The sequence below is a fragment of the Bradyrhizobium zhengyangense genome (genome assembly GCF_022012555.1).
GTDB classification, from domain to species: Bacteria; Pseudomonadota; Alphaproteobacteria; order Rhizobiales; family Xanthobacteraceae; genus Bradyrhizobium; species Bradyrhizobium zhengyangense.
On sequence record NZ_JAKLTZ010000003.1, the window covers coordinates 487,142 to 509,251 of the forward strand.

Below are 22,110 nucleotides of genomic sequence, written 5' to 3' on the forward strand. Positions count from 1 at the left end.
TTTCGACTATCCTTCAGTCTGGATCATCAAAGGCGGGCAGGGCCCACGAGGGGAGATCGATGAGCACAGTAAAAAGCGCTCTGGCTCAGAAGCGTGGCGCCCTGATCCATGTTCGTTCCAGCGACATGGTCGTCGAAGCCCTGCGCCAGATGCGCGACAACAAAGTGCGCTCGGTGCTGGTCATGGACGACGACGTCCTTGTCGGTATCGTGACCCAGGGTGACTGCGCCATCAAAGTGCTGCTGCCCGGGCTCGACGCGAAGCAGACGCCGGTGAGCCAGGTGATGACGGGCAACCCCGTCACGGTCAAGCCGGATGATCCACTGGAGGGCTGCATGGCAATGATGGCTCAGCGCGGTTTTCGCCATCTGCCGGTGCTCGACGCGGGCAAGGTCGTGGGCGTGATCTCGGTCGGAGACGTCGTCAAGAACATCATCCGGGATTTGGAGCACAACGTAGACGACCTGATGGGCTACATTATGAAGGACGGCCCCGGGGGCTAATAGACGAACCGAGCGGTGCCCATAGTCCATGACAACCGATTGCTGGGGCGCCCTGAGAGAACGTCATTGAAGTCCGATAACGCCGCTCTGCGGACCAGACCTCAAATCAGCGCCATCGCAGTTCCTGCAGCGGCGCTGAAGGCGACCACGACCAGGGGAGGGGCGCGCCAGGCGACCAGCAGGACGAAGCCGACAAGGGCGATGCCGAAATCCCGTGGCGAATGCACGGTGGTGGTCCAGACCGGATTGTAGAGCGCCGCACCGAGCACGCCGACCACCGCGGCGTTGACGCCGCGCATCATGGCCTGGGCGCCTGCGCGCTTCCGGAACGAATCCCAGAACGGCAAGGCACCGAGCAGGACGAGGATCCCCGGCAGGAAGATGCCGACAAGGCCGAGCACCGCCCCGGCCACGCCATGCGGTTCCGGAGAGACCACCGCGCCGAGATACGCCGCAAAAGTGAAGAGCGGGCCCGGCACCGCCTGGGCTGCGCCGTAGCCGGCGAGGAAGGCATCGTCGGTCAACCAGCCCGGCGTGACGAAAGCTTCCCGGAGGAGCGGCAACACGACATGGCCGCCGCCGAACACGAGCGCGCCGGAGCGATAGAAGGCGTCGAACAGGGCGATGCCCGTCGAGCCGGTCAGGGCCTGGAGCGCAGGGAGACCTGCCAGAAGAACGAAGAATATCCCGAGGGTGACAAACCCTGCGGTACGTGACACCGGCATCTCCACATGCCCGGACGAGGCTTGCGCATCGCTACGGCACAGCCACAGACCGGCGAGCCCGCCAAGGACGATCGCGCCGATCTGGGCGATCGAAGCGGTACTGAACAGGATGATCAGTGCCGCCACGACGGCGATCGACGCACGCTCGCGATCCGGGCAGAGGTTGCGCGCCATGCCCCAGACGGCCTGCGCCACGATGGCGACCGCGGTGAGCTTCAGTCCGTGCAGCAGGCCGGCGCCGACCGGTCCGCCCAGCGCGCCGGCACCATAGGCGAACAGGACGAGGATAGCGGCCGACGGCAGGGTGAAGCCGGTCCAGGCGGCGAGTGCGCCGGGATAGCCGGCGTGCGTCAAGCCGATCGAGAAGCCGACCTGGCTGCTGGCCGGGCCAGGCAGGAACTGGCACAGCGCGACCAGATCGGCGTAGGCGTGCTCGTCGATCCACTTTCGCCGCACGACGAACTCATCACGAAAGTAGCCGATGTGAGCGATCGGGCCGCCGAAGCAGGTCAGACCCAGCTTGAGGAAGATGCGCAGGACTTCCAGCGGCGAGCCTGCCGGGGATGCTTGACCGGCTGAGATGCCGGTCGATGGATTGAGCTTGCTCGTGGGCATTGAACCTCATGCGCCTTACCGGATCCTCGTAATTGGAACGAGGTTTCGGGTCGGAGGCGCCACATTAGCAGCGAGGAGAGCGGCCATGGCAAGTGCGGCAGATCGCGATCCCCGACACCATGCGCAGAAGATGCAGAAGGCCTCGCACGATATAAGGAACCATCTGCGCGAAGACGTCTCAAACGAGTACGACGCGATGGCCGAGGACTTCGAGAAGAAAGAGCATGAATTGTTCGGCGAAGACGGCTTCGAGAAGATGGCCGCGCGCGTCGCTCAGCTGGAGCAGCAGATGGGCATTCACGACCTGAACCAATTCACACCGCGCTGACGCTGGGTATGGATATTCAACCTGCGCTCGCCATCAGGTGGGTCCAGCAAGCGTCGTCCTTTCCCGATCACCCCGAGGTGGCCGCTCTTCGGTAAGTCTCGAAGTGCCGCATCTCGTGCAAAACATCGATGTCGAGTTGATCCGGAACGCGCAATCGCACGATCGACGAGCCGCGGCTGGTGCAGGTGGATGAAGCTCACGACATCGATGTCGTCCGACACCGTGAGTGTAACACAAGATTGCCTGCGAATCGTATATAGTATCTGAGCATGCATGCTTCCCGGAGATGCTGCTGAATTCAGGCGTGAAACATTCCTAAATCCAGGAGCATCTCGCTCCGATAGGAGGTCCGCATGAAGTTGGGTGTGAAGGTCGAAAAGACTTTACCGAAGAACATTCGTGATCGGGACAATGTGAATATCGGTGGTATGGCGCCCGTGTTCACGGCGGTGAAGTAGCCTTTTGTTCGACGAGATGGGGCCGGCATCGCTTGCCCCATTTCCCGTAAAGCTGCTGGTATATTCGAAAGCAAGTGGAGTGGCCGTATCCCTCGCCCGTCTTTCGTCGCGGTGGGCGAAGCGGTGCGTCTGCTCATGTGCGGCGAAGCGAATACCTGATGGGTCGGGAGGTCTGCCAGTGTCTCTCATCACATTTCATGAGCTCGTCTACAATCATCGTTCGCCGGTTCGCGCGTCCAAGACGGCGGGCGACCAGCTTCCCGCCGGGCATCATCGTTGCGAACCGGTGCGAGCTGCATCGGGCCTCGGATGGTATGTTTTCCTGCCGATCTCGTTCAAGCTTCTGTGGTCGGGTCGCAAAACCCTGATCAGCCTCGACGACGGCAAGACCTGGAATAAACTGGACGCTATCCAGTATCCGGACTTCGAGCCGATGTTTCAGAGCCGCGCGCCAGAGTCTGCGAAATTCTCTTCACCCTGGATGTGCGGCATGACCCAGTTTTATGGGATCATGCAGATATGGCCGGGGTACCTGATCAAGACGGCGCCGGGCTATAGCCTGATGGTGCGCGCTCCCGTCAACGTCGTGCCGGATGATGCCTATCACATCATGGAGGGCATCGTTGAGACCGACCGCTGGTTCGGTCCGCTGTTTACCAATATCAGGCTGATCGACACCGGCATTCCTGTCGACTTTCGCGCCGATCAACCGTTCCTTCAGTTGATCCCAATTCACCGCGCCGAATATGCCGATGAGAAGCTGAACAATTTCACGGTGCATACGGGTTTCGATGGATTGACGGCCGAGGACTGGCAGGCATTCAAGCGCACGATTGTTGAGCCCGGCATGAACCCGATCGGGCGGCGGCAAGGGGCTTATGCAGTGGCGGCGCGCAAACGCCGCGCCGGGGAGCAGCGGTTATGACAAGGCAGGATTTCGTCACTTACATGCCGTGGGGCATGTCTTTGATGACCATGTACGGATATTGGGTCATCGGCAACAGGAGCTGGTGGTCGTGGTATGTGCCGCTTCTCACTCAGGCACTCTGGTTCATCTGGATCGCGATCTCCGGAAATCTCGGCTTTCTTCCGGCAGCCGTATTCCTGACGGCAATTGCAACGCGCAACCTGTTCAAATGGCGGCGTGAGTTGCTTCAGCCTGCCTGAACATCACGTGGCGGGATGTCTCGCAGAGCCATTCCGCCTGCGTCAATTGGCGGGAGCCATAATTTGCCGAACGAGGTCGAGAAACGTCGTGGAGTGAATTCCTTGCTGGCGTTCATTCAATTCAACGACCTGAACGGCGACGAGACGCTTCTCCGGAACGATCACGATCAACTGTCCTCCGTAGCCGGACGCAAAGATTGCGCCGCGTCCCCACGCGCCGGCATCGAGAGTCCACCATGGATAGCCATAGCCGCGGTGTTTTCGATCGGTCTCTGAATAGGCCTTCGTCGACTCCGCCGTCCATTGCGACGGAACGACGGAAGCGTCATTCCATCGCCCCTTGTTGAGGAACAGCAATCCAAAGCGTGCAAGATCCCGCGCGCTCATGCTGAACACATAGGCGCGATATCGCGACGAACCGTCTCCAACGAAAGTCCCGTCATGGGCCGTGAAATCCTGCATCCCGATGGGACGCGCGATGATGGGGCGGTGTCGTCGATTCTCAATTGTTCGAGCGTGCTTTCGAGCTTAATCTGGCCGCGCTCTATGGCGATGCCGTAGAGAGCACTCAAGAAGCTCTTTCGAACGGAGCGAACATTGACCTTGCGGGAGATGTCGCCCGAGGTTGCGACCACGAGTCCGTCCTGCACGACCATGATTGCAGTCGGCTTGTATTTTCGCGCGTAGCTCTCGATAGCGCCTTGAACTGGCGACACCCGCGCCGCCTGCTTGGAATCCAGAGACTGCCATTCAGATCCGGGCTCGTCGCTTGCCCACCCCGACCAGAACGGCAAGGTCGCGAGCAGCACAAGATACCGCATGACAATGGCCTCGCTCTGAGGGTGGTGGAGGATCGGAGAGGGAGGAGAGGAACCGCGGGTCGCTTCACCAACCCGGGCACGCACCCCGGGCCGGGTGCTCGCCGCCATGATGACATCCTACTCCTGTTTTGCCCGACGCGTCAAACTGGAGTTCGGAAATATCGCAATGTGCTCCGCGCCGAATTCTCCAATGATTTGTACTGTGCATGGGGTTGTTTTCGCGGCTTTGTCTTGCGGGCGGTCTACTCCGCCGTTTTTTCGCGCAAGCGCTGCGCATAGACGTTGATGATCAGGGCGGCCAGCAGGATCAGGCCGCGGATCAGGATCTTCAGGAAGCTGTCGATGTTGACGTGGTCGAGGCCATTGTTGAGCACGCCGAGCACGAACAGGCCGACGATGGTGTTGCCGATGCCGCCGCGCCCGCCGAACAGGCTGGTGCCGCCGACCACGACGGCGGCGATGGAGTCGAGCAGATAGGTGTCGAACTCGTTCTGCTGCGCGCTGCCGAAATGGGCGACGCCGAGCATGCCGCCGATGCCGGAGCACACCGCGGAGATGATCATCACGCTGCCCAAGATGAGCTTGACGTTGAGGCCGGAATATTCGGCCGCCTCGCGATTTCCCCCGACCATGTAGACGTAGCGGCCGAAGCGCGTGTAGGTCAGCACGAGGTGGCCGGCGAGCAGCATGATGGCGGCGACGATGACGATCCAGGGTATGCCGCCGATCGAGCCCGAGCCGAGGGTCGTGATCAGACTCGGGACCTTGTAGGCGATCTGGCCACGCACCAGGAGGGCCGAGATGCCGGCCGCGATCTGCATCATGGCCAGCGTCATGATGAAGGAGGGGATGCCGATGACCGTCAGCCCCAGCGCGTTGACGAGGCCGAGAGCCGCGCAGAGCAGGAGCGACAGGATGATCGCGATCGCGCCGGGCAGCGGGATGTTGGCGATGTTGACGTAGGACTCCTGCAGCGTGAAGTAGGCGACCGCGATGCCGGTGACGTTGGCGATGCCGGCAATCGAGAGGTCGATCTCGGCGCAGAGGATCACGAAGGTGAGGCCGACGGCGATGATGCCTGTGACCGACACCTGCGTCAGGATATTGCCGAGATTGTCGATGGTCGCGAAGGAGGGGCTGGCGACGGCGAAGAAGGCGGACAGGAAGATCAGCGTCAGGAACGGCGCGATGTTGCGCATCTGCGAGCGCAGGAAGGTCGCAACGCCGCGTGCGCGTTGGCTTGCTGCCGGTGCCGTCTCACTGCTCGCCATTGTGCTTCTCCGTCACGCCGCTTCCAGCAGGCGGTCCTTGCTGACCGGCTCGTTCTTGAATTCCCGCACCAACGCGCCGCGCTTGAGCACAAGGATGCGGTCGGCCAGCGACAGCACCGTTTCCGGCTCGGTCGACAGCACGATGATCGCGAGTCCCCTGGCGCGGAGGTCGCGGACGATGTTGATGACGTCGTTCTTGGCGCCGACATCCATGCCACGGGTCGGCTCGCACAGCACGAGCAGCTTGGGCGGATAGGTCAGCCATTTTGCCAGCGCAACTTTCTGCTGGTTGCCGCCCGACAGCATGCCGAGATCGAGGCCGACCACCGGCGGCCTGATCTGCAGCTGCTCGACCTGACGCTGGGCGATATCGCGCTCCTGCGCCGGCTTGAGCAGCAGCGACGAGATGCGGTCGAGGATGCTGATCGAGATGTTCTTGTAGACCGGCTCCTGGTGGAACAGCATCGCGCGCCGGCTCTCCGGCACCAGCGCGATGCCCGCGCGCCGCGCCGCCGCCGTGCTGGCGAAAGTCTTGGACGCGCCTTCGACGATCAGCGTGCCGGTGTCGGGCTTCAGCTTGCCGAACAGGATGCGCGACAGCTCCTGCTGGCCGCAGCCCATGAAGCCGTAGATGCCGAGCACCTCTCCGGCGCGGGCCTCGAAGGAGACGTCCTTGAGGCTGCGCGCCAGCGACAGCTGGTCGACCTTCAGCACGACCGAGCTGTCGCTCGGTTTCGGCAGCATCAGATCATCGGTGTAGCTGTGCTCGAGCGCCTCGCCGCCGCGGCCGATCATGGCCTCGATCAGCGCGCCCTTGGTGGTCGCAGCGCTTGCGGTCTCCGCGACCTTCCGCCCGTTGCGGAAGACAGTCACCGTGTCGGAGACGCGAAGAATGTCCTCGATGAAATGCGAGATGAAGACGATGGCCGTGCCTTCCTCGCGCAAGCGCCGCAGCGTCGTAAACAGCCGCTCGACCTCGGGCGGCGAGAGGGCGGAGGTCGGCTCGTCCAGGATGACGATGCGCGCGCCCGAGAACAGCACGCGGGCGATCTCGATCAGCTGCTGCAGCCCGATCGGCAGGTCGCCCAGTCTCGACATCGGATCGACATTGATGCCGAAGCGCGCGAGCTGCTCGCCCGCCTCGCGCGCCATGCGTCGCCATTGCACGAGGCCAAGGGCGTTGGTCGGCTGGTTGCCGAGGAAGACGTTCTCCGCGACCGTCAGGTCAGGGGCGACAGAGAGCTCCTGATGCACCATGGCGATGCCGGCGGCGTGCGCATCGCGCGCCGAGCGGAAATGGGTCTCATGGCCGTCGATCAGGAAGCGGCCGGAGAATTCGGTGTGCACGCCGGCGATGATCTTCATCAGCGTGCTTTTTCCCGCGCCGTTCTCGCCGACGAGACCGTGGATCTCGCCGGGGAGAAGCGCGAAGTCGACACCACGAAGTGCCTCGACGCCGCCGAAGCTCTTCGTGATGCCCTGGAGTTCCAGGATGGGCTGTCGACCCTCAGGCATGCAAGATCAGATCTTGGAGGATTTCAGATCAGGAAGTGATCCTGCATCCACTGCATGCCGGCGGCATTGGCCTTGGTCACGACAGGGCCGTCGGTCACGACGTTTTTGGGAATGCCCTGGCCGCTCTTCTCGCCGCCCGCCACCGCCGCGACGCCCGCAACGATCGCGCCGCCATGGATGCGGCAAGACGGATTGCGGACGGTCGCGTACATCCGGCCCTCGCTTACCGCCTGGATGGCCGGCGGCATGGCATCGACGCCACCGATCAGGATGTTGGTGCGGTTGTGCGCCTTCATGATGTTGGCGGCAGCAAGCGCCATGTCGTCGTTGTGGAAGAACGCCGCGTCGATCTGCGGGTACTTGGTCAGGTAGGTCTCCCAGAGCCGCGCGGTCTTGGAAACGTCCCAATCCGCCGGCTGGGTGTCGAGCACCTCGATCCCAGGGAATTGCTTCACCACCGAGTTAAAGCCCTTGGCGCGGCCTTGCGCGCCGGTATGGCCGAGCGCTCCTTGCGTCATGATGATCTTGCCCTTGCCGCCCATGGCGTTGCAGAGCGCCTGCGTCACCGAGGCGCCCATGAACTCGTTGTCGGGGGCGAGGAAGGAATGGACGTTGATTTGATCAAGAGGAGCAATCAGCGTGTCCATGTCGATGACGGGCGTGCCGGCGTCGATCATCTTCTGCACAGGCTGGGTGAGGGTGCCGATGCCGAAAGCCTGGATCGCGACGAAATCCCATTTCTGCGAGGCCATGTTGTCGATCGCAGCGCGCTGCTTCACCGCATCGAGCTGGCCGTCGAACCAGGTGACTTCGACATTGAACAGCTTGCCCCAGAATTCCGCGGCCTGCTTTCCCTGCGCGCACCAGGTGGCCTGAAGGCCTGCATTGGAGAACGCCGCCTTCAGCGGCTTCTCGCTTCGTCCCATTTCGGCTGCCAATGCTGGGTTTATGCCCATGCTGCCGAGGATGGCAGTCGCGGCGCCGGCGGTCGCAGCCGCCTGAAGAAGATCGCGCCTCGTCGTCGAGAAATCTTTCGTCCCGGACATCGCTCGCTCCCATATATCTTGTCGTCGGCGCGTCATTGGTTGCGCTACCGATCTGGAAAGTGTCTCACAAGAAGTGATGCCACTCAATGCGCAATCAATGGTGAGATTGTCACGGCAGCGTTGGTGCAGCGCAAAGCGTTACACTGCGCTGCCTACGAAGTCCTCGATCTCGACGAGGAAGGTGTCCCACGCTTGAGCAATGTTCGGTGACCATGCGCTGCCGAGCAACTCGCGCAACGTATCCCGGATGACGCCGAAGAAGGCGATGAACAGCTCGCGCGGCGTGCCATAGGCGTCATGCGAGGCGGCTTCGCAGGCGATCAGCCTGAAATGTCCACTGCGCTCGCCTGCGAAGTCGAGAATCGCCTCGATCGTCAACGCGAGCATCGATCCCATCACGAGCTCGCTCCCCTGTGTGCGGAACATCGTCCGCGTTTCTGGATGCTCTTCGAACAGCCGCTGGTAGACGAGGGGCGTGAAATCGGCGCAGCGCAAGGCTGCGAGCTCGAAGCTCTGTTCGATCGGATTGGGGGAGGTACTCATCGGCACATCAGCCGCGCAGATAAAAAAAGAGCGGGGCCCTAGCCCCGCTCAAAAATTGTGTCGACCCTATTATCCCCGATTCTAAGATTTGCTCTTGATTGACGGGGCGACGCTGCGTTTTGCGCGCCAGGGGCTCCTCCCGAGACTTGGACCACCAGACTTCGACCTCACGGCCAGCCTGAGCAAGAGGGATGCTAGATCAACTTTTCTCACTTGTCATCATTTTCGGCAACGATTGTTCAAAATTCGAGCAGTTGACGAAACGATCGGGCTGTAAGGGGCGTAAGTATATGACAAATATATGAATTTTGTAGATATGGCGGGGCGGTGCCGCTGCCTCAAATGCCGGATACCGCCCGGGCGGAGCCCTCCGAGGACATCCGTCGAGAAATTTGCGCCGCCCCAACGAGGCTGGCGATGTGATCTCGACTCGAGCCAAGCGTGGTGTTTAGTTAGCAGACGAACGAATGGTTCGGCGGATGCGCGCACGGCTGCAAAAATTCCTACCGGTTGTCCTGCTCGCTTTGGTGATGCAGGTGCTGGCGCCGATTGCCGCCTGCTGGGCGGCCGGCCAAGCCGTTGCCGATCCGGTTGGTGCCGGCATCATCTGCCACAGCGTCAGTGAGCAGGGCGCTCCGAATAACCAGGGTGGCTCGCCGATCGCCCATTCCGGTGCCTGCGCGCTGTGTTGCCTGGCGCAGGCCAACGCGTCGTTCGATTCGCCGCCGCATGCAGCGCTCTCCAGTCCCCTCCGTCACGCCGAACGCGTAGTGTGGCATGAGGCGGATGCATCCGTTCTCGTCGCTCACAAAGGCGCAAGCGCCCAAGCTCGGGGACCTCCCTCCATTTCCTGACCAGCCTTCATGATCGCAGCGGTCCATCCGCTGGCGATTGATGTTGTCGATTGGCCGGAGCGACAGCCGGCGTCAGGAATGCAACCATGTTACCTCGTCATGCCCGCTGCGGCGTGAGCGTCGTTGCCGTTCAGGCAGCGCTGCTCGCCGCGCCGAGTGGAACCTTTGCCCAGAGCAGTCCACGAGAACTGCCAAGAGAACTGCCAGCGGTGACCGTTGACGCGCCCGCAACGGCGAAACCCAGGCCGCGCAAGCCCACCGTACAAACTGCTGGTATCAGGAGAAATTCGGCCAAGCCGACGGTCGAGCGGCCGGCCTCGGTCGCCACAACCAATGAGCAAGGCACGGGCAGATCCCGGGCGTCACTCGATCAGCCGACGGCGGTGGCGCGCTATCAGCTGCCGCAACGCTCCTTCAGCATTACGGCCAAGGAGGCCGACGAGACCATCAATCTCAAGGACCCCGAAGACGCCGTCAAATACATGCCGAGCCTGTTCGTGCGAAAGCGCAACGACGGTGACAACCAGGCCGTCCTTGCGACCCGAAGCTGGGGCCTGAACTCGAGTGCGCGAACGCTGATCTATTACGATGACCTGCTGATCTCGGCCCTGATCGGCAACAACAACTCCGGCGCCTCGCCGAAGTGGAATCTCATCTCGCCTGAGGCGATCGGGCGGATCGATTTCCTCAATGGACCGTTCGCAGCTGCCTATCCCGGCAATTCCATCGGCGGTGTCCTGCTGATCACGTCGAAGATGCCGGACAAACCGTTTGCGGTGGCGAAGGAAACCGTCTCGGTGATGCCGTGGAATCAATACGGCACCAAGGACACCTATGTGACCAGCCAGACGAGCACCGCTGCGGGCAATCGCGACGGCAAGCTGTCCTGGCTCGGCAGCGCGAACTATCTCGACAGCTACCAGCAGCCGCTGACCTACACGACGAACGCCACATTCCCCGCCGGTACGACTGGCGGCTTTGCAGCCCTCAACAAGACCGGAGGCGTCGCCAACGTCGTGGGCACGGGCACGTTGGCGCATTCGCAGCAGACATCCGGCAATCTGCGACTCGCCTACGACATAACGCCGCTGGTGCAGGCGACATACTCGCTCGGCATCTGGAATAACCACCAGACCTCCGATCCGCAGACCTATCTCAGATCAGCAGCGACAGGTTTGCCGACGTTTGGCGGCGTCAGCAGCTTCGCCAGCAGCAAGTATACCTGGGACCAGCTCCACATGAGCAACGCCGTCGCGCTCAAGAGCGACACCAAGGGCGTTTTCGACTTCGACCTCGCTGCCTCAAGCTACAACTACCTCCAGGACACCCAGGTCAATCCCTTTACCGTCGTGCCGTCGCCTGGCCTCGGCTATTCGCTCAATGGCAAGGTAACGCGGATGGATGGGACAAACTGGCAGAACGCCGACGCCAAGGGCATCTGGCGCCCGTTCGGCGGCGATGGTCCGCACGAGATCAGCTTTGGCGCTCATGGCGACCGCTATCGGCTGGAGAACCCCGTCTATGCCTCGACCGTCTGGTTCAATGCGTCCTCGACAGGGAATGGCCAGGTCTATTCGACCGGTGTCGGCGAGACGCGCACCGAAGCGCTCTGGCTACAGGACGCCTGGAAGATCAATCCGCTCGTCAAGCTGACACTCGGAGGACGGCTGGAGAGCTGGCAGGCGGTGGAAGGCTTCAATCTCAACACCACGACGACGGGCGCTGGCGTCATCACATCGGCGGTGCCGACATGGCAACCGGGGCTGTCCTCAACCAATTTCTCACCGAAGGCGTCGCTTTCGTTCGATCCCACCAAGGACTGGAACGTGACCGCCAATTTCGGCGAGGCCTACCGCTATCCGACGGTGACCGAGCTCTATCAGAATATCAGCGTCGGCGGCGTCACCTATCTCGCCAATCCGCTGCTATCACCGGAGCAGGATTTCACCGGCGAGCTCAATCTCGAACGGCGCTGGGTCGACGGGCGTGTACGGCTTTCCGTGTTCGGCGAGCGGACCAACAACGCGCTGATCTCGCAATCGACCACCGTGACGGACGCAAGTGGGGCGCAGTCGGTTCAGACGGCCGTCAGCAACGTCGGCGCTGTTCGCATGAACGGCGTTGAACTGTCGGCTGACAAGGACAACGTGCTCGTGAGCGGCCTGCAAGTTTTTGGCAGCGTCACTTATGTCGATTCCAGGATCATCTCCGATCCGAACTGGAAGGGCCCGACCGGCGTGGTCGGCAAGCGCGTGCCTTTCGTGCCCGACTGGCGCGCCAAGTTCGGCGTCACCTATCGGCCGAACGAGAGCTGGGCCTACACGGTCGCGGCGCGCTATAGTGGCAAGCAGTATTCAACATTGGACAACACCGACAGCGTGTCGCACGTCTACGGCGCCTTCGATAACTTTTTCGTTGTGGACTTGAAGATCCATTACAACGCGACGAAGAATTTCGCGTTCGACTTCGGCATCGATAATCTGTTGAACGAGCAATATTTCCTCTTCCATCCGTTCCCGGGACGAACTTTCGTTCTCGCCGGCAAGTATACGTTCTGACGGATGGGGTACTCTCTCGACGGCGACAAGAAAGGCAATCGACATGAACAAGCTCTCAACTCTCTTCGCGTTCGCGGCTCTCTCAGCCGTCGTGATCGCGGCTCCCGTCCGCGCCGACGACGTCAAGGCTGGCGACCTCGTCATTTCGCAGGCCTGGAGCCGGGCTACGCCTGGAGGCGCCAAGGTCGCCGGAGGTTTCCTGACCATCGAAAACAAAGGCACGGCGCCCGACAAGCTCATCGCCGTGTCCGCTGAGATCGCCGGCAAGGCCGAGGTCCACGAGATGGCGATGGACAATGGCGTGATGAAGATGCGCCCGCTGGACAAGGGCCTCGTCATCGAGCCCGGCAAGACCGTGAAGCTTGCGCCCGGCGGCAACCATCTGATGCTCCAGGACCTGAAGGGCCCCTTCAAGCAGGGCGATAAGGTGCCGGTTACGCTCGAGTTCGAGAAGGCCGGCAAGGTCTCCGTCTCGCTCGACGTCCAGGGCGTCGGCGCGCAGGCGCCAGGCGGTGGTGGCATGATGATGAAGAAGATGCCCGATCATTCGGGAATGAAAATGTAACAGACGTGATCTAACGTCCGGGAGATAGAGCATGTCAAAGACACCCTGGCTGATCCTGATGGCTACGCTTGCCGCATCGCCTGCGGCGGCCCACGTCTATCTGGAAGGCAAGCAGGCCACGGTCGGCGGGTCCTACAAGGCCGTCTTCGCCGTGCCGCACGGCTGTTCCGGTTCGCCGACGGTCAAGATCCGCGTGCAGATTCCCGAAGGCGTGATCGCCGTGAAGCCGATGCCGAAGGCCGGCTGGAACGTCGATGTCGTCGAGGGGCAGTATGCCAGCGCATACGACTATCACGGCAATAAGCTGACCTCGGGCGTAAAGGAAGTTGTCTGGTCCGGCGGCAAGCTGCCGGATCACAATTACGACGAGTTCGTCGTCAGCAGCTTCCTCACCGACAGCCTGAAGCCGAACACCACGCTCTATTTCCCGGTGGTGCAGGAATGCGAGAAGGGTGTCAGCCGCTGGATCGAAATCCCGGCGGAGGGCGCAGCGCATTCGCGTGAAGACAAGTCGCCGGCGCCTGGCGTGAAACTGCTGCCCAAGCCGTAATGCGTCTTCTCGCCGCGCTCGTCACGCTGCTCATCCTCGTCGGCACCTCGACCGGCGCGTCAGCGCATGCGGCGCTGATTTCGGTCGAGCCGGCGAGCGGCAGTGTCCTTGCGAGCGCGCCAAAGGCGGTGGAATTTCGCTTCAACGAGGCGGTGACGCCAGGCGCGATCCAGTTGATCGACGGCGCGGGCAGGGCGCGCGATGACGCACGCGTCACGACATCGGGCGCGGGCATTTCCGTTGCGATGCCGCCGGACCTGCCGCAGGGCACGGCGGTCGTGAGCTACCGTGTGATCTCGCAGGACGGCCACCCTGTGGCGGGATCGGTGATCTTTTCCGTCGGCGCGCCGACGGCCACACAGCCTCTGCCCAATGCCGACGGCCGGTTGGACGTGTTGATCTGGCTGTCGCGGATCGGTCTCTATCTCGGACTGTTCGTCGGCGTCGGCGGCGTGTTCTTTGGCCGCTGGATCGCGTGGTCGATGACGGGCATGGGCATGCCGCGCGCGACGCTGCTCATCGGCATCCCGAGCGCGGTCGTATCTCTTGGCGTGCTGGGCCTCGATCTCCTCGGCCTGCCGTTGGCAGCTGTTGTGACGACGGCGCCTTGGAGCATCGCATTCGCGACCAGTGCCGGCCCCGCCTTGCTCGTCGCCATGGCGGCGATGCTGCTAGCGCTGATGGCGCTGAGCCGGGCTTGGTACGCGCGCGTGTTTGCCGCCATCGCGTTGGCCGGCGTCGGCCTGTCGCTCGCGATGACCGGCCACGCGGCAACGGCGTCGCCCGAGGTGCTGACGCGACCGGCGGTCTTCGTCCATGGCCTCGCTGTCGCTTTCTGGATCGGCGCATTGGCCCCGCTGGCTGCGCTGGTCTCGAAGCCGACGCCGGCCGCGCTACCGCTCCTGAACCGCTTCTCGCGCATCGCCATGCCGGTGGTCGTGGCGCTGGCTCTGACCGGGCTTACGCTTGCGATCATCCAACTCGAAAAGCCGTCGGCACTGATAGAAACCACTTACGGCCTCATTCTGTCGGTCAAGCTGGCGCTGGTCCTGTCCTTGTTGGTGCTAGCTGCGCTCAATCGCTATCGATGGACGCCAGCGCTGGCGAAAGACCGCGGGGCCGCATCCGCGCTCAAACGTTCGATCCTGCTGGAGTGCGGGGCTGCGTTCGGTATCTTCGCCATCGTCGCTGGCTGGCGCTTCACGCCGCCGCCGCGGACCATCGTGCCGGAGACGCCGCTCGCGATCCACATCCACAGCGACAAGGCGATGTTCCAGGTGCTGGTTTCCCCGGGCAAAGCCGGCATGGACGATTTCGTGCTCCAACTCATGACCGGCGAGGCGACGCCGCTGAAGGCCAAGGAGGCGACGCTGACGCTGAGCCTGCCGGAGCGCGGGATCGAGCCGATGGAGCGTAACGCCGAGCTCGGGCCCGACGGCTATTGGCACGTGCGCAAGGTCGAATTGCCCTTCGCCGGCCGCTGGCATGCGCGGATCGACGCGCTGGTGACCGATTTCGAGAAGATCACCCTTGAGGACGACCTCGAGGTCGCGCCGCCCTAGCTTCGACACGGTTCAACTCGAACCTTAAGGCAACGGAAAAATGACAGGAATTCCGCCGCGTTAGCGGCTTTTCCTCATTCCCGGTCTTGTTTTTTCGCTCCCAATCCGGTTTCACTGCAACCCCTCACTGATTCCCAGAGTATTGCCATGCGGTTGTCGCGGTTCTTTCTGCCCATCCTGAAGGAAAATCCGAAAGAGGCGGAGATCGTCTCGCATCGGCTGATGCTGCGCGCTGGCATGATCCGGCAGGAGGCGGCCGGTATCTACGCCTGGCTGCCGCTCGGTTTCCGGGTGCTGAAGAAGATCGAGCAGATCGTGCGCGAGGAGCAGGACCGCTCCGGCGCGCTGGAACTGCTGATGCCCACGCTCCAGCTCGCCGACCTCTGGCGCGAGAGCGGCCGCTATGACGCCTATGGTCCGGAGATGCTGCGCATCGCTGACCGCCACAAACGCGAACTGCTGTATGGGCCGACCAACGAGGAAATGATCACCGAGATCTTCCGCGCCTACGTGAAGTCCTACAAGAACCTGCCGCTGAATCTCTATCATATTCAATGGAAATTCCGCGACGAGCAGCGTCCGCGCTTCGGCGTGATGCGCGGCCGCGAGTTCCTGATGAAGGACGCCTATTCCTTCGATCTCAACGAGGCCGCGGCACGTGTCGCCTACAACAAGATGTTCGTCGCCTATTTGCGCACCTTTGCGCGGATGGGGCTGAAGGCGATCCCGATGCGCGCAGAAACCGGCCCGATCGGCGGCGATCTCAGCCACGAGTTCATCGTGCTCGCTGAGACCGGCGAATCCGGCGTTTTCATCAATCGCGACGTGTTGGACCTGCCGGTGCCGGGCGAGGACGTCGACTATGACGGCGATCTGACGCCGATCATCAAGCAATGGACCTCGGTCTATGCCGCGACGGAAGACGTCCACGATCCCGCGCGGTTCGAACAGGAGGTGCCGGCCGAGAAGCGCGTGAACACCCGCGGCATCGAGGTCGGTCAGATCTTCTATTTCGGCACCAAGTACTCCGAGCCGATGAAGGCGATGGTGGCGGGCCCCGACGGCGTCGACGTGCCGATCCACGGCGGGTCCTACGGCGTCGGTGTCTCGCGCCTGCTTGGCGCCATCATCGAGGCCTGCCATGACGATGCTGGCATCAAATGGCCGGAGGCGGTGGCGCCGTTCCGCGTCGCGATTCTCAACCTCAAGCAGGGCGACGCGGCCGTCGATGGCGCCTGCGAGAAGCTCTATGCCGAGCTCACCACCAAGGGCGTCGATGTGCTCTACGACGACACCGACCAGCGTGCCGGCGCCAAATTCGCCGCCGCCGACCTGATTGGTATCCCCTGGCAGATCATGATCGGGCCGAAGGGGCTGGCCGACGGCAAAGTCGAGATCAAGAAGCGCAGTGACGGCGCCCGCGAGACGATGTCGCCTGCGGACGCGGTCGCGCGCCTGGTCGGCTGAATATTGTTCATCGCCCGAGATCGCGGCCGCCAATCCGGCCACAATTGACCCCGAATCATGGGATTATCGAGCGATGGATGAAACCATGACCGAGACCGTCCAAACTGCGCCGTTCGCGCCCTTCGAGTGGATGCTGTCGGCCCGCTATCTGCGGGCGCGGCGCAAGGAGGGATTCATCTCGGTCATCGCCGGGTTCTCCTTCCTCGGCATCATGCTGGGCGTCGCGACGCTGATCATCGTGATGGCCGTGATGAACGGCTTCCGGAAGGAGCTGCTGGACAAGATCCTCGGCCTGAACGGCCACATCCTGGTGCAGCCGCTGGAATCGCCGCTGACCGACTGGAAGGACGTCGCCGAACGCATCAGCCAGGTCCAGGGCATCCGGCTGGCGGCTCCCGTGGTCGATGGCCAGGCGCTGGCGTCCTCGCCCTGGAACGCCTCGGGCGTGCTGGTGCGCGGCATCCGTTCCGACGACCTCAACAACCTCACCTCCATCGCCAAGAACATCAAGCAGGGCTCGCTCGAGGGCTTTGATGACGGGCAGGGCGTCGCGATCGGCCGGCGGCTCGCCGACCAGCTGTCGCTGCATGCCGGCGACAGCGTGACGCTGGTGGCGCCGAAAGGCGCGGTGACCCCGATGGGCACGACGCCGCGCATCAAGCCGTACAAGATCGTCGCCGTATTCGAGATCGGCATGTCCGAATACGACCTCGGCTTCGTGTTCATGCCGCTCGCCGAAGCGCAGGCCTATTTCAATCGCAGCAGCGACGTCACCTCGATCGAGGTGTTCACCACCAACCCTGACAGGATCGACGCCTTCCGCAAATCGGTGACGGAAGCCGCAGGCAGGCCGGTGTTCCTGGTCGACTGGCGGCAGCGCAACTCAACTTTCTTCAACGCGCTCCAGGTCGAGCGCAACGTGATGTTCCTGATCCTGACCATGATCGTGCTGGTCGCGGCGCTCAACATTGTCTCCGGCCTGATCATGCTGGTGAAGGACAAGGGCAGCGACATCGCGATCCTGAGGACGATGGGGGCCTCGCAGGGCTCGATCATGCGGATCTTCCTGATCACGGGTGCCTCGATCGGCGTGGTCGGCACGCTGGTCGGCTTCTTCGTCGGTCTCGTGATCTGCCTCAACATCGAATCGATCAGGCAATTCCTGTCCTGGCTGACCAGCACGGAATTGTTCTCGCCGGAGCTCTACTTCCTGTCGAAACTGCCCGCCGAGATCGACGTCGGCGAGACCACGGCCGTCGTCATCATGGCATTGACACTGTCGTTCCTGGCGACGCTGTACCCGTCGTGGCGCGCCGCGCGCCTCGATCCGGTCGAAGCGCTGCGGTACGAGTGAGGGGCTGATGGAGCAGCAGCAGGGGGCTGAGGATGTACCGGTCATTTATCTCCACGAGATAAGGCGCCAGTATCTCCAGGGTGAAGCGGCGCTGACGATCCTCGACAACGCCAAGCTGGCGCTGTGGGCCGGGCAGTCGGTCGCGCTGGTCGCGCCATCAGGGTCGGGCAAGTCGACGCTGCTGCACATTGCGGGGCTGCTCGAGGCGCCCGATTCCGGCGAGGTCTATGTCAACGGCGCGCCGACATCGCAACTGCCCGACATCGAGCGCACCCAACTCCGCCGCAGCGATATCGGCTTCGTCTACCAGTCGCACCGGCTGCTGCCGGAATTCTCGGCGCTGGAGAACGTCATGTTGCCGCAGATGATCCGCGGCCTCAAGAAGTCCGAGAGCGTCAAGCGCGCCAAGGAGATCCTCGGCTATCTCGGCCTCGGCGACCGCATTACGCACCGCCCCGCCGAGCTGTCAGGCGGCGAGCAGCAGCGCGTCGCGATCGCCCGCGCGGTCGCCAATGCGCCGCGCGTGCTGCTGGCGGACGAGCCGACCGGCAATCTCGATCCGCACACCGCCGACCACGTGTTCCAGGCGCTGATGCAGCTGGTCAAGGCGACCAAGGTCTCGATGCTGATCGCGACCCACAACATGGAGCTCGCCGGCCGCATGGACCGGCGCGTGTCGCTGGCGAACGGCCAGGTCATCGAGCTCGAATAGCCAAAAGCCGAAAACAACCCCATGCACAGTAGACGGCCGCGGCCGGCTACATCAGGGGTGATCGGCCTCCAGCCCTCTGATAAATCAGGCCTATCAGCCGCGACAGCGCGTCGCCACAGCGGGCAGGCCAATCACGGCCTGATCACCGTCATCTTGAACGGCCCGCCATTGGCCGCGGCATGCGCGACAGCCTCGTTGACGTGATCGAGGTCGAAGTTCGTCGTCTGGTATTCGTCGAGCCGCAACAGGCCTGCGCGCACCATCGAGATCAGGCGGCCCGCCGCATCCGGCGGATACATCCAGACGCCATGGATGGAGATGCAGTTGCGCATGAGCCAGGGGTAGGGCAGCTCGAGCCCCGCACCGCCCGCCATGCCGACGCCGCCCATCAGCACGACGCGGCCGTAAGCGCGCACCGTCATGACCGCCGCGCGCACCACGTGGGTGCTGACCGAGGGCGGCATGATGTCGAGCACGCAGTCGATCGGTCCGCCTGCCGCGCGCTTCATCGCCTCGCGGTCGTCGTCCTCGTTGCCGGACAGCTTCACCGGCTTCACCCGCGCGCCGAAGCGGCGGACGAGATCGGCGATAACAGCCTCGTTGCGGCCGGGCGTCACCACGCAGGCCGCGCCCATCGCGAGCGCGACCGAGACGGCCGCGCTGCCGAAATTGCCGGTTGCCCCGCTCACCAGCACGGTCTCGCCCGGCTGAAGCTTTGCGGCGAGAAAGCCGCCATAGGGCACCAGCGCCGTTCCCAGCGCGCACCATTGCGAGGCTTCCTCAGGCGTGATCTGGCCGAGCTTCTTCACGTTCTCGGTCGGCACCCGCATCTGCTCGGCATAGGAGCCGTGGCGAAAATGCCGTTGCAGCTTCATGCCGCCGGGGCCGGCGGCGGTGAGCCCCTGCAGGGCGATGTCGGGCGCCACGACATCGTCGCGCGAACGCACCGTAGGATCGCAGAACACCCAGTCGCCCACGCTGAGCTTGGTGGCATCGGGCCCGATCGCGCGCACCCGGCCGATGGCGCCAGGGCCCGGAATGATCGGCAGATCGAGCGCATAGTTGCGCTCGCCGCTGAAGACCTCGTTCATGTAGGAGAGGACACGCGTGGCGACGACGTCGACGATGACCTCGCCGGTGCCGAGCACCGGGTCCGGAGCAGTCTCGACCACCAGCGGCGATCCCAGGGATTTGAGTACGGCAGCTTTCATGATGTTCACCTCAGAGACAGGTGATAGTCATATGAGGCGGCGCGGTGGGGACAAGAAGGCCTGGTATTATCCTAGTATTGAGGAGGCCCTGCATGCGATCGCGATATCCCTCAACGAAAGAGTGGTTCGCTGACCCCTGAGGGAGTGAAGGCGGGGAAACTACCTCGACCTCATCGGACCGTCTTCTGACGATTTGATTCAGCGCAAGGAAAACGGCTGGCGTTCTGATGCAAATGACCTTGGCTCCAAAGCGGGAGCAGGAGATGCTGGACACAACAACAGCCGAGCTTTCAAAATCTCAAACAGAACGGCGACACGTCGGTGATTTCGCTATTCCGTTCATCTTCTTTACACTCGCCGGCACAGCCATGATCGCATGGATCGCTGGTCTGGGCTGGCTGAGCTGGCGTATCTTAGCGTGGCTGCTATCCTGAGCCGACGAGCATGAACGCCATTTTTAGCGACTCCGCCATGGAGGTAATTTCGTTCAACAATCCGGTCGATCTCCGCCAGCGAAAGCTTCGGATTGCGGACATGCAAGCGCCCCTGGTATTATCCTAGTATTCCAAGACCCTCCATCCGCAGGAGCACGCCATGGCCGATCCCCGCCGCGTCGAGTTCGGCGATTTCCTCCGCTCCCGCCGCGAAAAGCTGTCGCCTAAGACCGTCGGGCTTCCTGCAGGCCAGCGGCGGCGCACCGCGGGGCTGCGCCGCGAGGAGGTGGCGCAACTCGCCGGCATTGGGGTCGACTGGTACATCCGCCTCGAGCAGGGGCGCACCGTCAGCCCGTCAGTCACGACCGTCGATGCGCTGGCGCGGGCGCTGCGGCTGAGCAAAACCGAGCACGCGCACCTCAAGGACCTCGCGCGCGATGGCGCGAGGGGTGCCTTCACCCGCGAAGTGGTTCCGCCGGCCATTCGGCGCCTGGTCGAAAGCCTGCCGCATCCAGCCTACATCACCGGACGGCGCTGGGACGTGCTGGCCTGGAACGAGGCCGCTGAGGAGATCTTCGCGTTCGGCCGGTTGCCGGAAGAGGATCGCAACACGCTGCTGTTGATGATGACCAACAAGAAGACGCGGAAGTCCTACGGTGCGGGCTGGGCTGACGTCGCCAAGCGCATGGTCGCGATGTTCCGCGCCACCCACGACGTCTGGGCCGGCGATCCCGCGTTCGCCGAATTGCTGACGCGCTTGCGCGCAGGCAGCCCCGAGTTCGTCAAATGGTGGGGCGCGCATGAGGTGCACGGCACCTTGTCGGGCCGCAAGACCATGACCCATCCGACCAAGGGCGTGCTGCATTTCGAGCACGCCAGCTTTCAGGCCAATGATGATCCGGCGCTGAAGCTGGTGATCTATACGCCGGTGTAGGCGGGCGGACTCGACGGCCCAGTGTTCACGTTTGTTTTGCGCCCAGCAAGATAGGGACGGTATCCCGGAGCTTGAGGGATTTCACCATGTCCTGCGTGATCGCCTTGTACATCTTGAAATGAGCCGTCTCGATGTGAGCTTTGTAAGCATCGATGTCGGTATAGATCTCGAACACGAAAACGTGCGCCGGATCCTGTTCGTCCGCCACTGCATATAATGCGAGCACTCCCGCTTCGAGCCGGACAGCAGCCTCGATCTGCTCCTTCACTGCCGCCCCGTAGGACTCGACCTGCGACGGCTCGATCTCGATCTCCGCGACTCGCACATAGGGCTGATGCATCTCATGAACTTTCTCTTGGGCTTTCTCTTGGGCTTTCTCTTGGTCTCCTGCGGGACCGGCCAAGGCGACTGTCAGCATCGACGCTGCAAGAACGAGACATTGTCTGGCGTCCATGTCGGCTTCTCGTCTGTGCTCCTTTGGCCGGCTTCCTCGATTACATCCGATATTGCTCGTCGTTAACCTTCTCCATCCAGTCGACATTCTTGCCGTCGAGGGATTCCTGGATTGCGATGTGCGTCATCGCCGTTGTCGGCGACGCGCCGTGCCAGTGCTTCAATCCCGGCGGAAACCAAACGACGTCGCCGGGGCGGATTTCCTCGACCGTGCCGCCCTCGCGCTGCACCCAACCCAGTCCTGCCGTGACGATCAGCGTCTGTCCAAGAGGGTGGGTGTGCCAGGCGGTACGGGCGCCGGGCTCGAACGTGACCTGACCCGCGCCGACGCGGGCAGGATCAGGAGCCTGGAAGAGCGCGTCCACGCGCACCGCGCCGGTGAACCAGTCCTGGGAGCCCTTTTGGGATGGGCGAGATCCGTTTCGCTTGATGTCGAGGTCCATGGCAAACTCCTTTGCTCCGGA

24 protein-coding genes are annotated in these 22,110 nt (G+C 62.9%); 14 read left to right on the plus strand and 10 right to left on the minus strand.

Going from position 1 to position 22,110, the window contains the following annotated elements; translation table 11 throughout:
- Positions 1-59: 59 nt before the first annotated feature.
- The gene (locus L6639_RS12940; RefSeq protein ID WP_237861923.1) at positions 60-503 is read left to right on the plus strand and encodes a CBS domain-containing protein; all 444 of its coding nucleotides are present in this window, start codon (positions 60-62) and stop codon (positions 501-503) included.
- A gap of 101 nt (positions 504-604) precedes the next feature.
- Here the strand turns inward: L6639_RS12940 and chrA are convergent, their stop codons facing one another.
- Positions 605-1,843: a chromate efflux transporter gene (chrA, locus tag L6639_RS12945; RefSeq protein ID WP_237861925.1), complete on the minus strand. Its 1,239-nt coding sequence runs from the start codon at positions 1,841-1,843 to the stop codon at positions 605-607.
- 85 nt (positions 1,844-1,928) lie between these two features.
- On the opposite strand from chrA, the gene L6639_RS12950 reads away from it, so the two are divergent.
- From L6639_RS12950 to L6639_RS12960, 3 genes are all read left to right on the plus strand, one after another.
- On the plus strand, positions 1,929-2,171 hold the full coding sequence (locus L6639_RS12950) for a hypothetical protein (protein WP_237861927.1): 243 nt from the start codon (positions 1,929-1,931) through the stop codon (positions 2,169-2,171).
- Positions 2,172-2,633: 462 nt separating this feature from the next.
- Positions 2,634-3,554 carry a DUF6065 family protein gene (locus tag L6639_RS12955; RefSeq protein WP_237861930.1) on the plus strand — a complete coding sequence of 307 codons (921 nt, stop codon included), beginning with the start codon at positions 2,634-2,636 and terminating at the stop codon, positions 3,552-3,554.
- On the plus strand, positions 3,551-3,796 hold the full coding sequence (locus L6639_RS12960) for a hypothetical protein (RefSeq protein WP_237861932.1): 246 nt from the start codon (positions 3,551-3,553) through the stop codon (positions 3,794-3,796). The genes L6639_RS12955 and L6639_RS12960 overlap by 4 nt, the downstream gene beginning before the upstream one ends.
- A 42-nt stretch (positions 3,797-3,838) precedes the next feature.
- On the opposite strand, the gene L6639_RS12965 is transcribed toward L6639_RS12960, so the two are convergent.
- The 6 genes from L6639_RS12965 to L6639_RS12990 all read right to left on the minus strand — a co-directional run bounded on the left by L6639_RS12965 (position 3,839) and on the right by L6639_RS12990 (position 8,992).
- The gene (locus tag L6639_RS12965) at positions 3,839-4,183 is read right to left on the minus strand and encodes a serine hydrolase (protein ID WP_237861933.1); all 345 of its coding nucleotides are present in this window, start codon (positions 4,181-4,183) and stop codon (positions 3,839-3,841) included.
- Complete coding sequence (locus L6639_RS12970) at positions 4,180-4,725, minus strand: serine hydrolase domain-containing protein (RefSeq protein ID WP_237861935.1); 546 nt, start codon at positions 4,723-4,725, stop codon at positions 4,180-4,182. The genes L6639_RS12965 and L6639_RS12970 overlap by 4 nt, the downstream gene beginning before the upstream one ends.
- Before the next feature lie 134 nt (positions 4,726-4,859).
- Positions 4,860-5,888 (minus strand): ABC transporter permease, encoded by a 1,029-nt coding sequence (locus L6639_RS12975; protein WP_237861936.1) that lies wholly within the window; start codon positions 5,886-5,888, stop codon positions 4,860-4,862.
- A 12-nt stretch (positions 5,889-5,900) separates the two neighbouring features.
- Complete coding sequence (locus L6639_RS12980; protein WP_237861938.1) at positions 5,901-7,403, minus strand: sugar ABC transporter ATP-binding protein; 1,503 nt, start codon at positions 7,401-7,403, stop codon at positions 5,901-5,903.
- Between the two features lie 23 nt (positions 7,404-7,426).
- The gene (locus L6639_RS12985) at positions 7,427-8,449 is read right to left on the minus strand and encodes a sugar ABC transporter substrate-binding protein (protein ID WP_237861940.1); all 1,023 of its coding nucleotides are present in this window, start codon (positions 8,447-8,449) and stop codon (positions 7,427-7,429) included.
- 138 nt (positions 8,450-8,587) lie between these two features.
- Positions 8,588-8,992, minus strand: a complete 405-nt coding sequence (locus tag L6639_RS12990) for a globin (RefSeq protein ID WP_237861942.1) — start codon at positions 8,990-8,992, stop codon at positions 8,588-8,590.
- A 479-nt stretch (positions 8,993-9,471) separates the two neighbouring features.
- Here L6639_RS12990 and L6639_RS12995 point away from each other — a divergent pair, with 479 nt between their 5' ends.
- From L6639_RS12995 to L6639_RS13030, 8 genes are all read left to right on the plus strand, one after another.
- Positions 9,472-9,846: a DUF2946 family protein gene (locus L6639_RS12995; RefSeq protein WP_237861944.1), complete on the plus strand. Its 375-nt coding sequence runs from the start codon at positions 9,472-9,474 to the stop codon at positions 9,844-9,846.
- Positions 9,847-9,932: 86 nt separating this feature from the next.
- Positions 9,933-12,404, plus strand: coding sequence for a TonB-dependent receptor (locus tag L6639_RS13000; RefSeq protein WP_237861946.1), 2,472 nt, complete (start codon positions 9,933-9,935; stop codon positions 12,402-12,404).
- Positions 12,405-12,447: 43 nt separating this feature from the next.
- Positions 12,448-12,969, plus strand: a complete 522-nt coding sequence (locus L6639_RS13005) for a copper chaperone PCu(A)C (protein WP_237861947.1) — start codon at positions 12,448-12,450, stop codon at positions 12,967-12,969.
- A gap of 31 nt (positions 12,970-13,000) precedes the next feature.
- Positions 13,001-13,519 (plus strand): YcnI family copper-binding membrane protein, encoded by a 519-nt coding sequence (locus tag L6639_RS13010; RefSeq protein WP_237861950.1) that lies wholly within the window; start codon positions 13,001-13,003, stop codon positions 13,517-13,519.
- Positions 13,519-15,081 (plus strand): copper resistance CopC/CopD family protein, encoded by a 1,563-nt coding sequence (locus L6639_RS13015; RefSeq protein WP_237861952.1) that lies wholly within the window; start codon positions 13,519-13,521, stop codon positions 15,079-15,081. Before L6639_RS13010 ends, L6639_RS13015 begins: the two co-directional genes overlap by 1 nt.
- 147 nt (positions 15,082-15,228) lie before the next feature.
- Positions 15,229-16,548 carry a proline--tRNA ligase gene (gene proS, locus L6639_RS13020; RefSeq protein ID WP_237861954.1) on the plus strand — a complete coding sequence of 440 codons (1,320 nt, stop codon included), beginning with the start codon at positions 15,229-15,231 and terminating at the stop codon, positions 16,546-16,548.
- Between the two features lie 73 nt (positions 16,549-16,621).
- On the plus strand, positions 16,622-17,902 hold the full coding sequence (locus L6639_RS13025) for a lipoprotein-releasing ABC transporter permease subunit (RefSeq protein WP_212232535.1): 1,281 nt from the start codon (positions 16,622-16,624) through the stop codon (positions 17,900-17,902).
- 7 nt (positions 17,903-17,909) lie between these two features.
- Positions 17,910-18,614, plus strand: a complete 705-nt coding sequence (locus L6639_RS13030; RefSeq protein WP_128951551.1) for an ABC transporter ATP-binding protein — start codon at positions 17,910-17,912, stop codon at positions 18,612-18,614.
- Between the two features lie 131 nt (positions 18,615-18,745).
- Here the strand turns inward: L6639_RS13030 and L6639_RS13035 are convergent, their stop codons facing one another.
- A complete protein-coding gene (locus L6639_RS13035; RefSeq protein WP_237861956.1) occupies positions 18,746-19,825 on the minus strand; it encodes a quinone oxidoreductase family protein in 1,080 nt (359 codons plus the stop codon).
- A 263-nt stretch (positions 19,826-20,088) separates the two neighbouring features.
- Between L6639_RS13035 and L6639_RS13040 the strand changes: the two genes are divergently transcribed.
- Positions 20,089-20,259: a hypothetical protein gene (locus tag L6639_RS13040; RefSeq protein ID WP_237861958.1), complete on the plus strand. Its 171-nt coding sequence runs from the start codon at positions 20,089-20,091 to the stop codon at positions 20,257-20,259.
- 160 nt (positions 20,260-20,419) lie between these two features.
- Complete coding sequence (locus L6639_RS13045) at positions 20,420-21,193, plus strand: helix-turn-helix transcriptional regulator (protein WP_237861960.1); 774 nt, start codon at positions 20,420-20,422, stop codon at positions 21,191-21,193.
- Positions 21,194-21,218: 25 nt separating this feature from the next.
- Here the strand turns inward: L6639_RS13045 and L6639_RS13050 are convergent, their stop codons facing one another.
- Together L6639_RS13050 and L6639_RS13055 are read right to left on the minus strand one after the other, a co-directional pair.
- Positions 21,219-21,647: a putative quinol monooxygenase gene (locus L6639_RS13050; protein WP_237861962.1), complete on the minus strand. Its 429-nt coding sequence runs from the start codon at positions 21,645-21,647 to the stop codon at positions 21,219-21,221.
- Positions 21,648-21,687: 40 nt separating this feature from the next.
- On the minus strand, positions 21,688-22,089 hold the full coding sequence (locus L6639_RS13055; protein ID WP_237861963.1) for a (R)-mandelonitrile lyase: 402 nt from the start codon (positions 22,087-22,089) through the stop codon (positions 21,688-21,690).
- Positions 22,090-22,110: the final 21 nt, after the last annotated feature.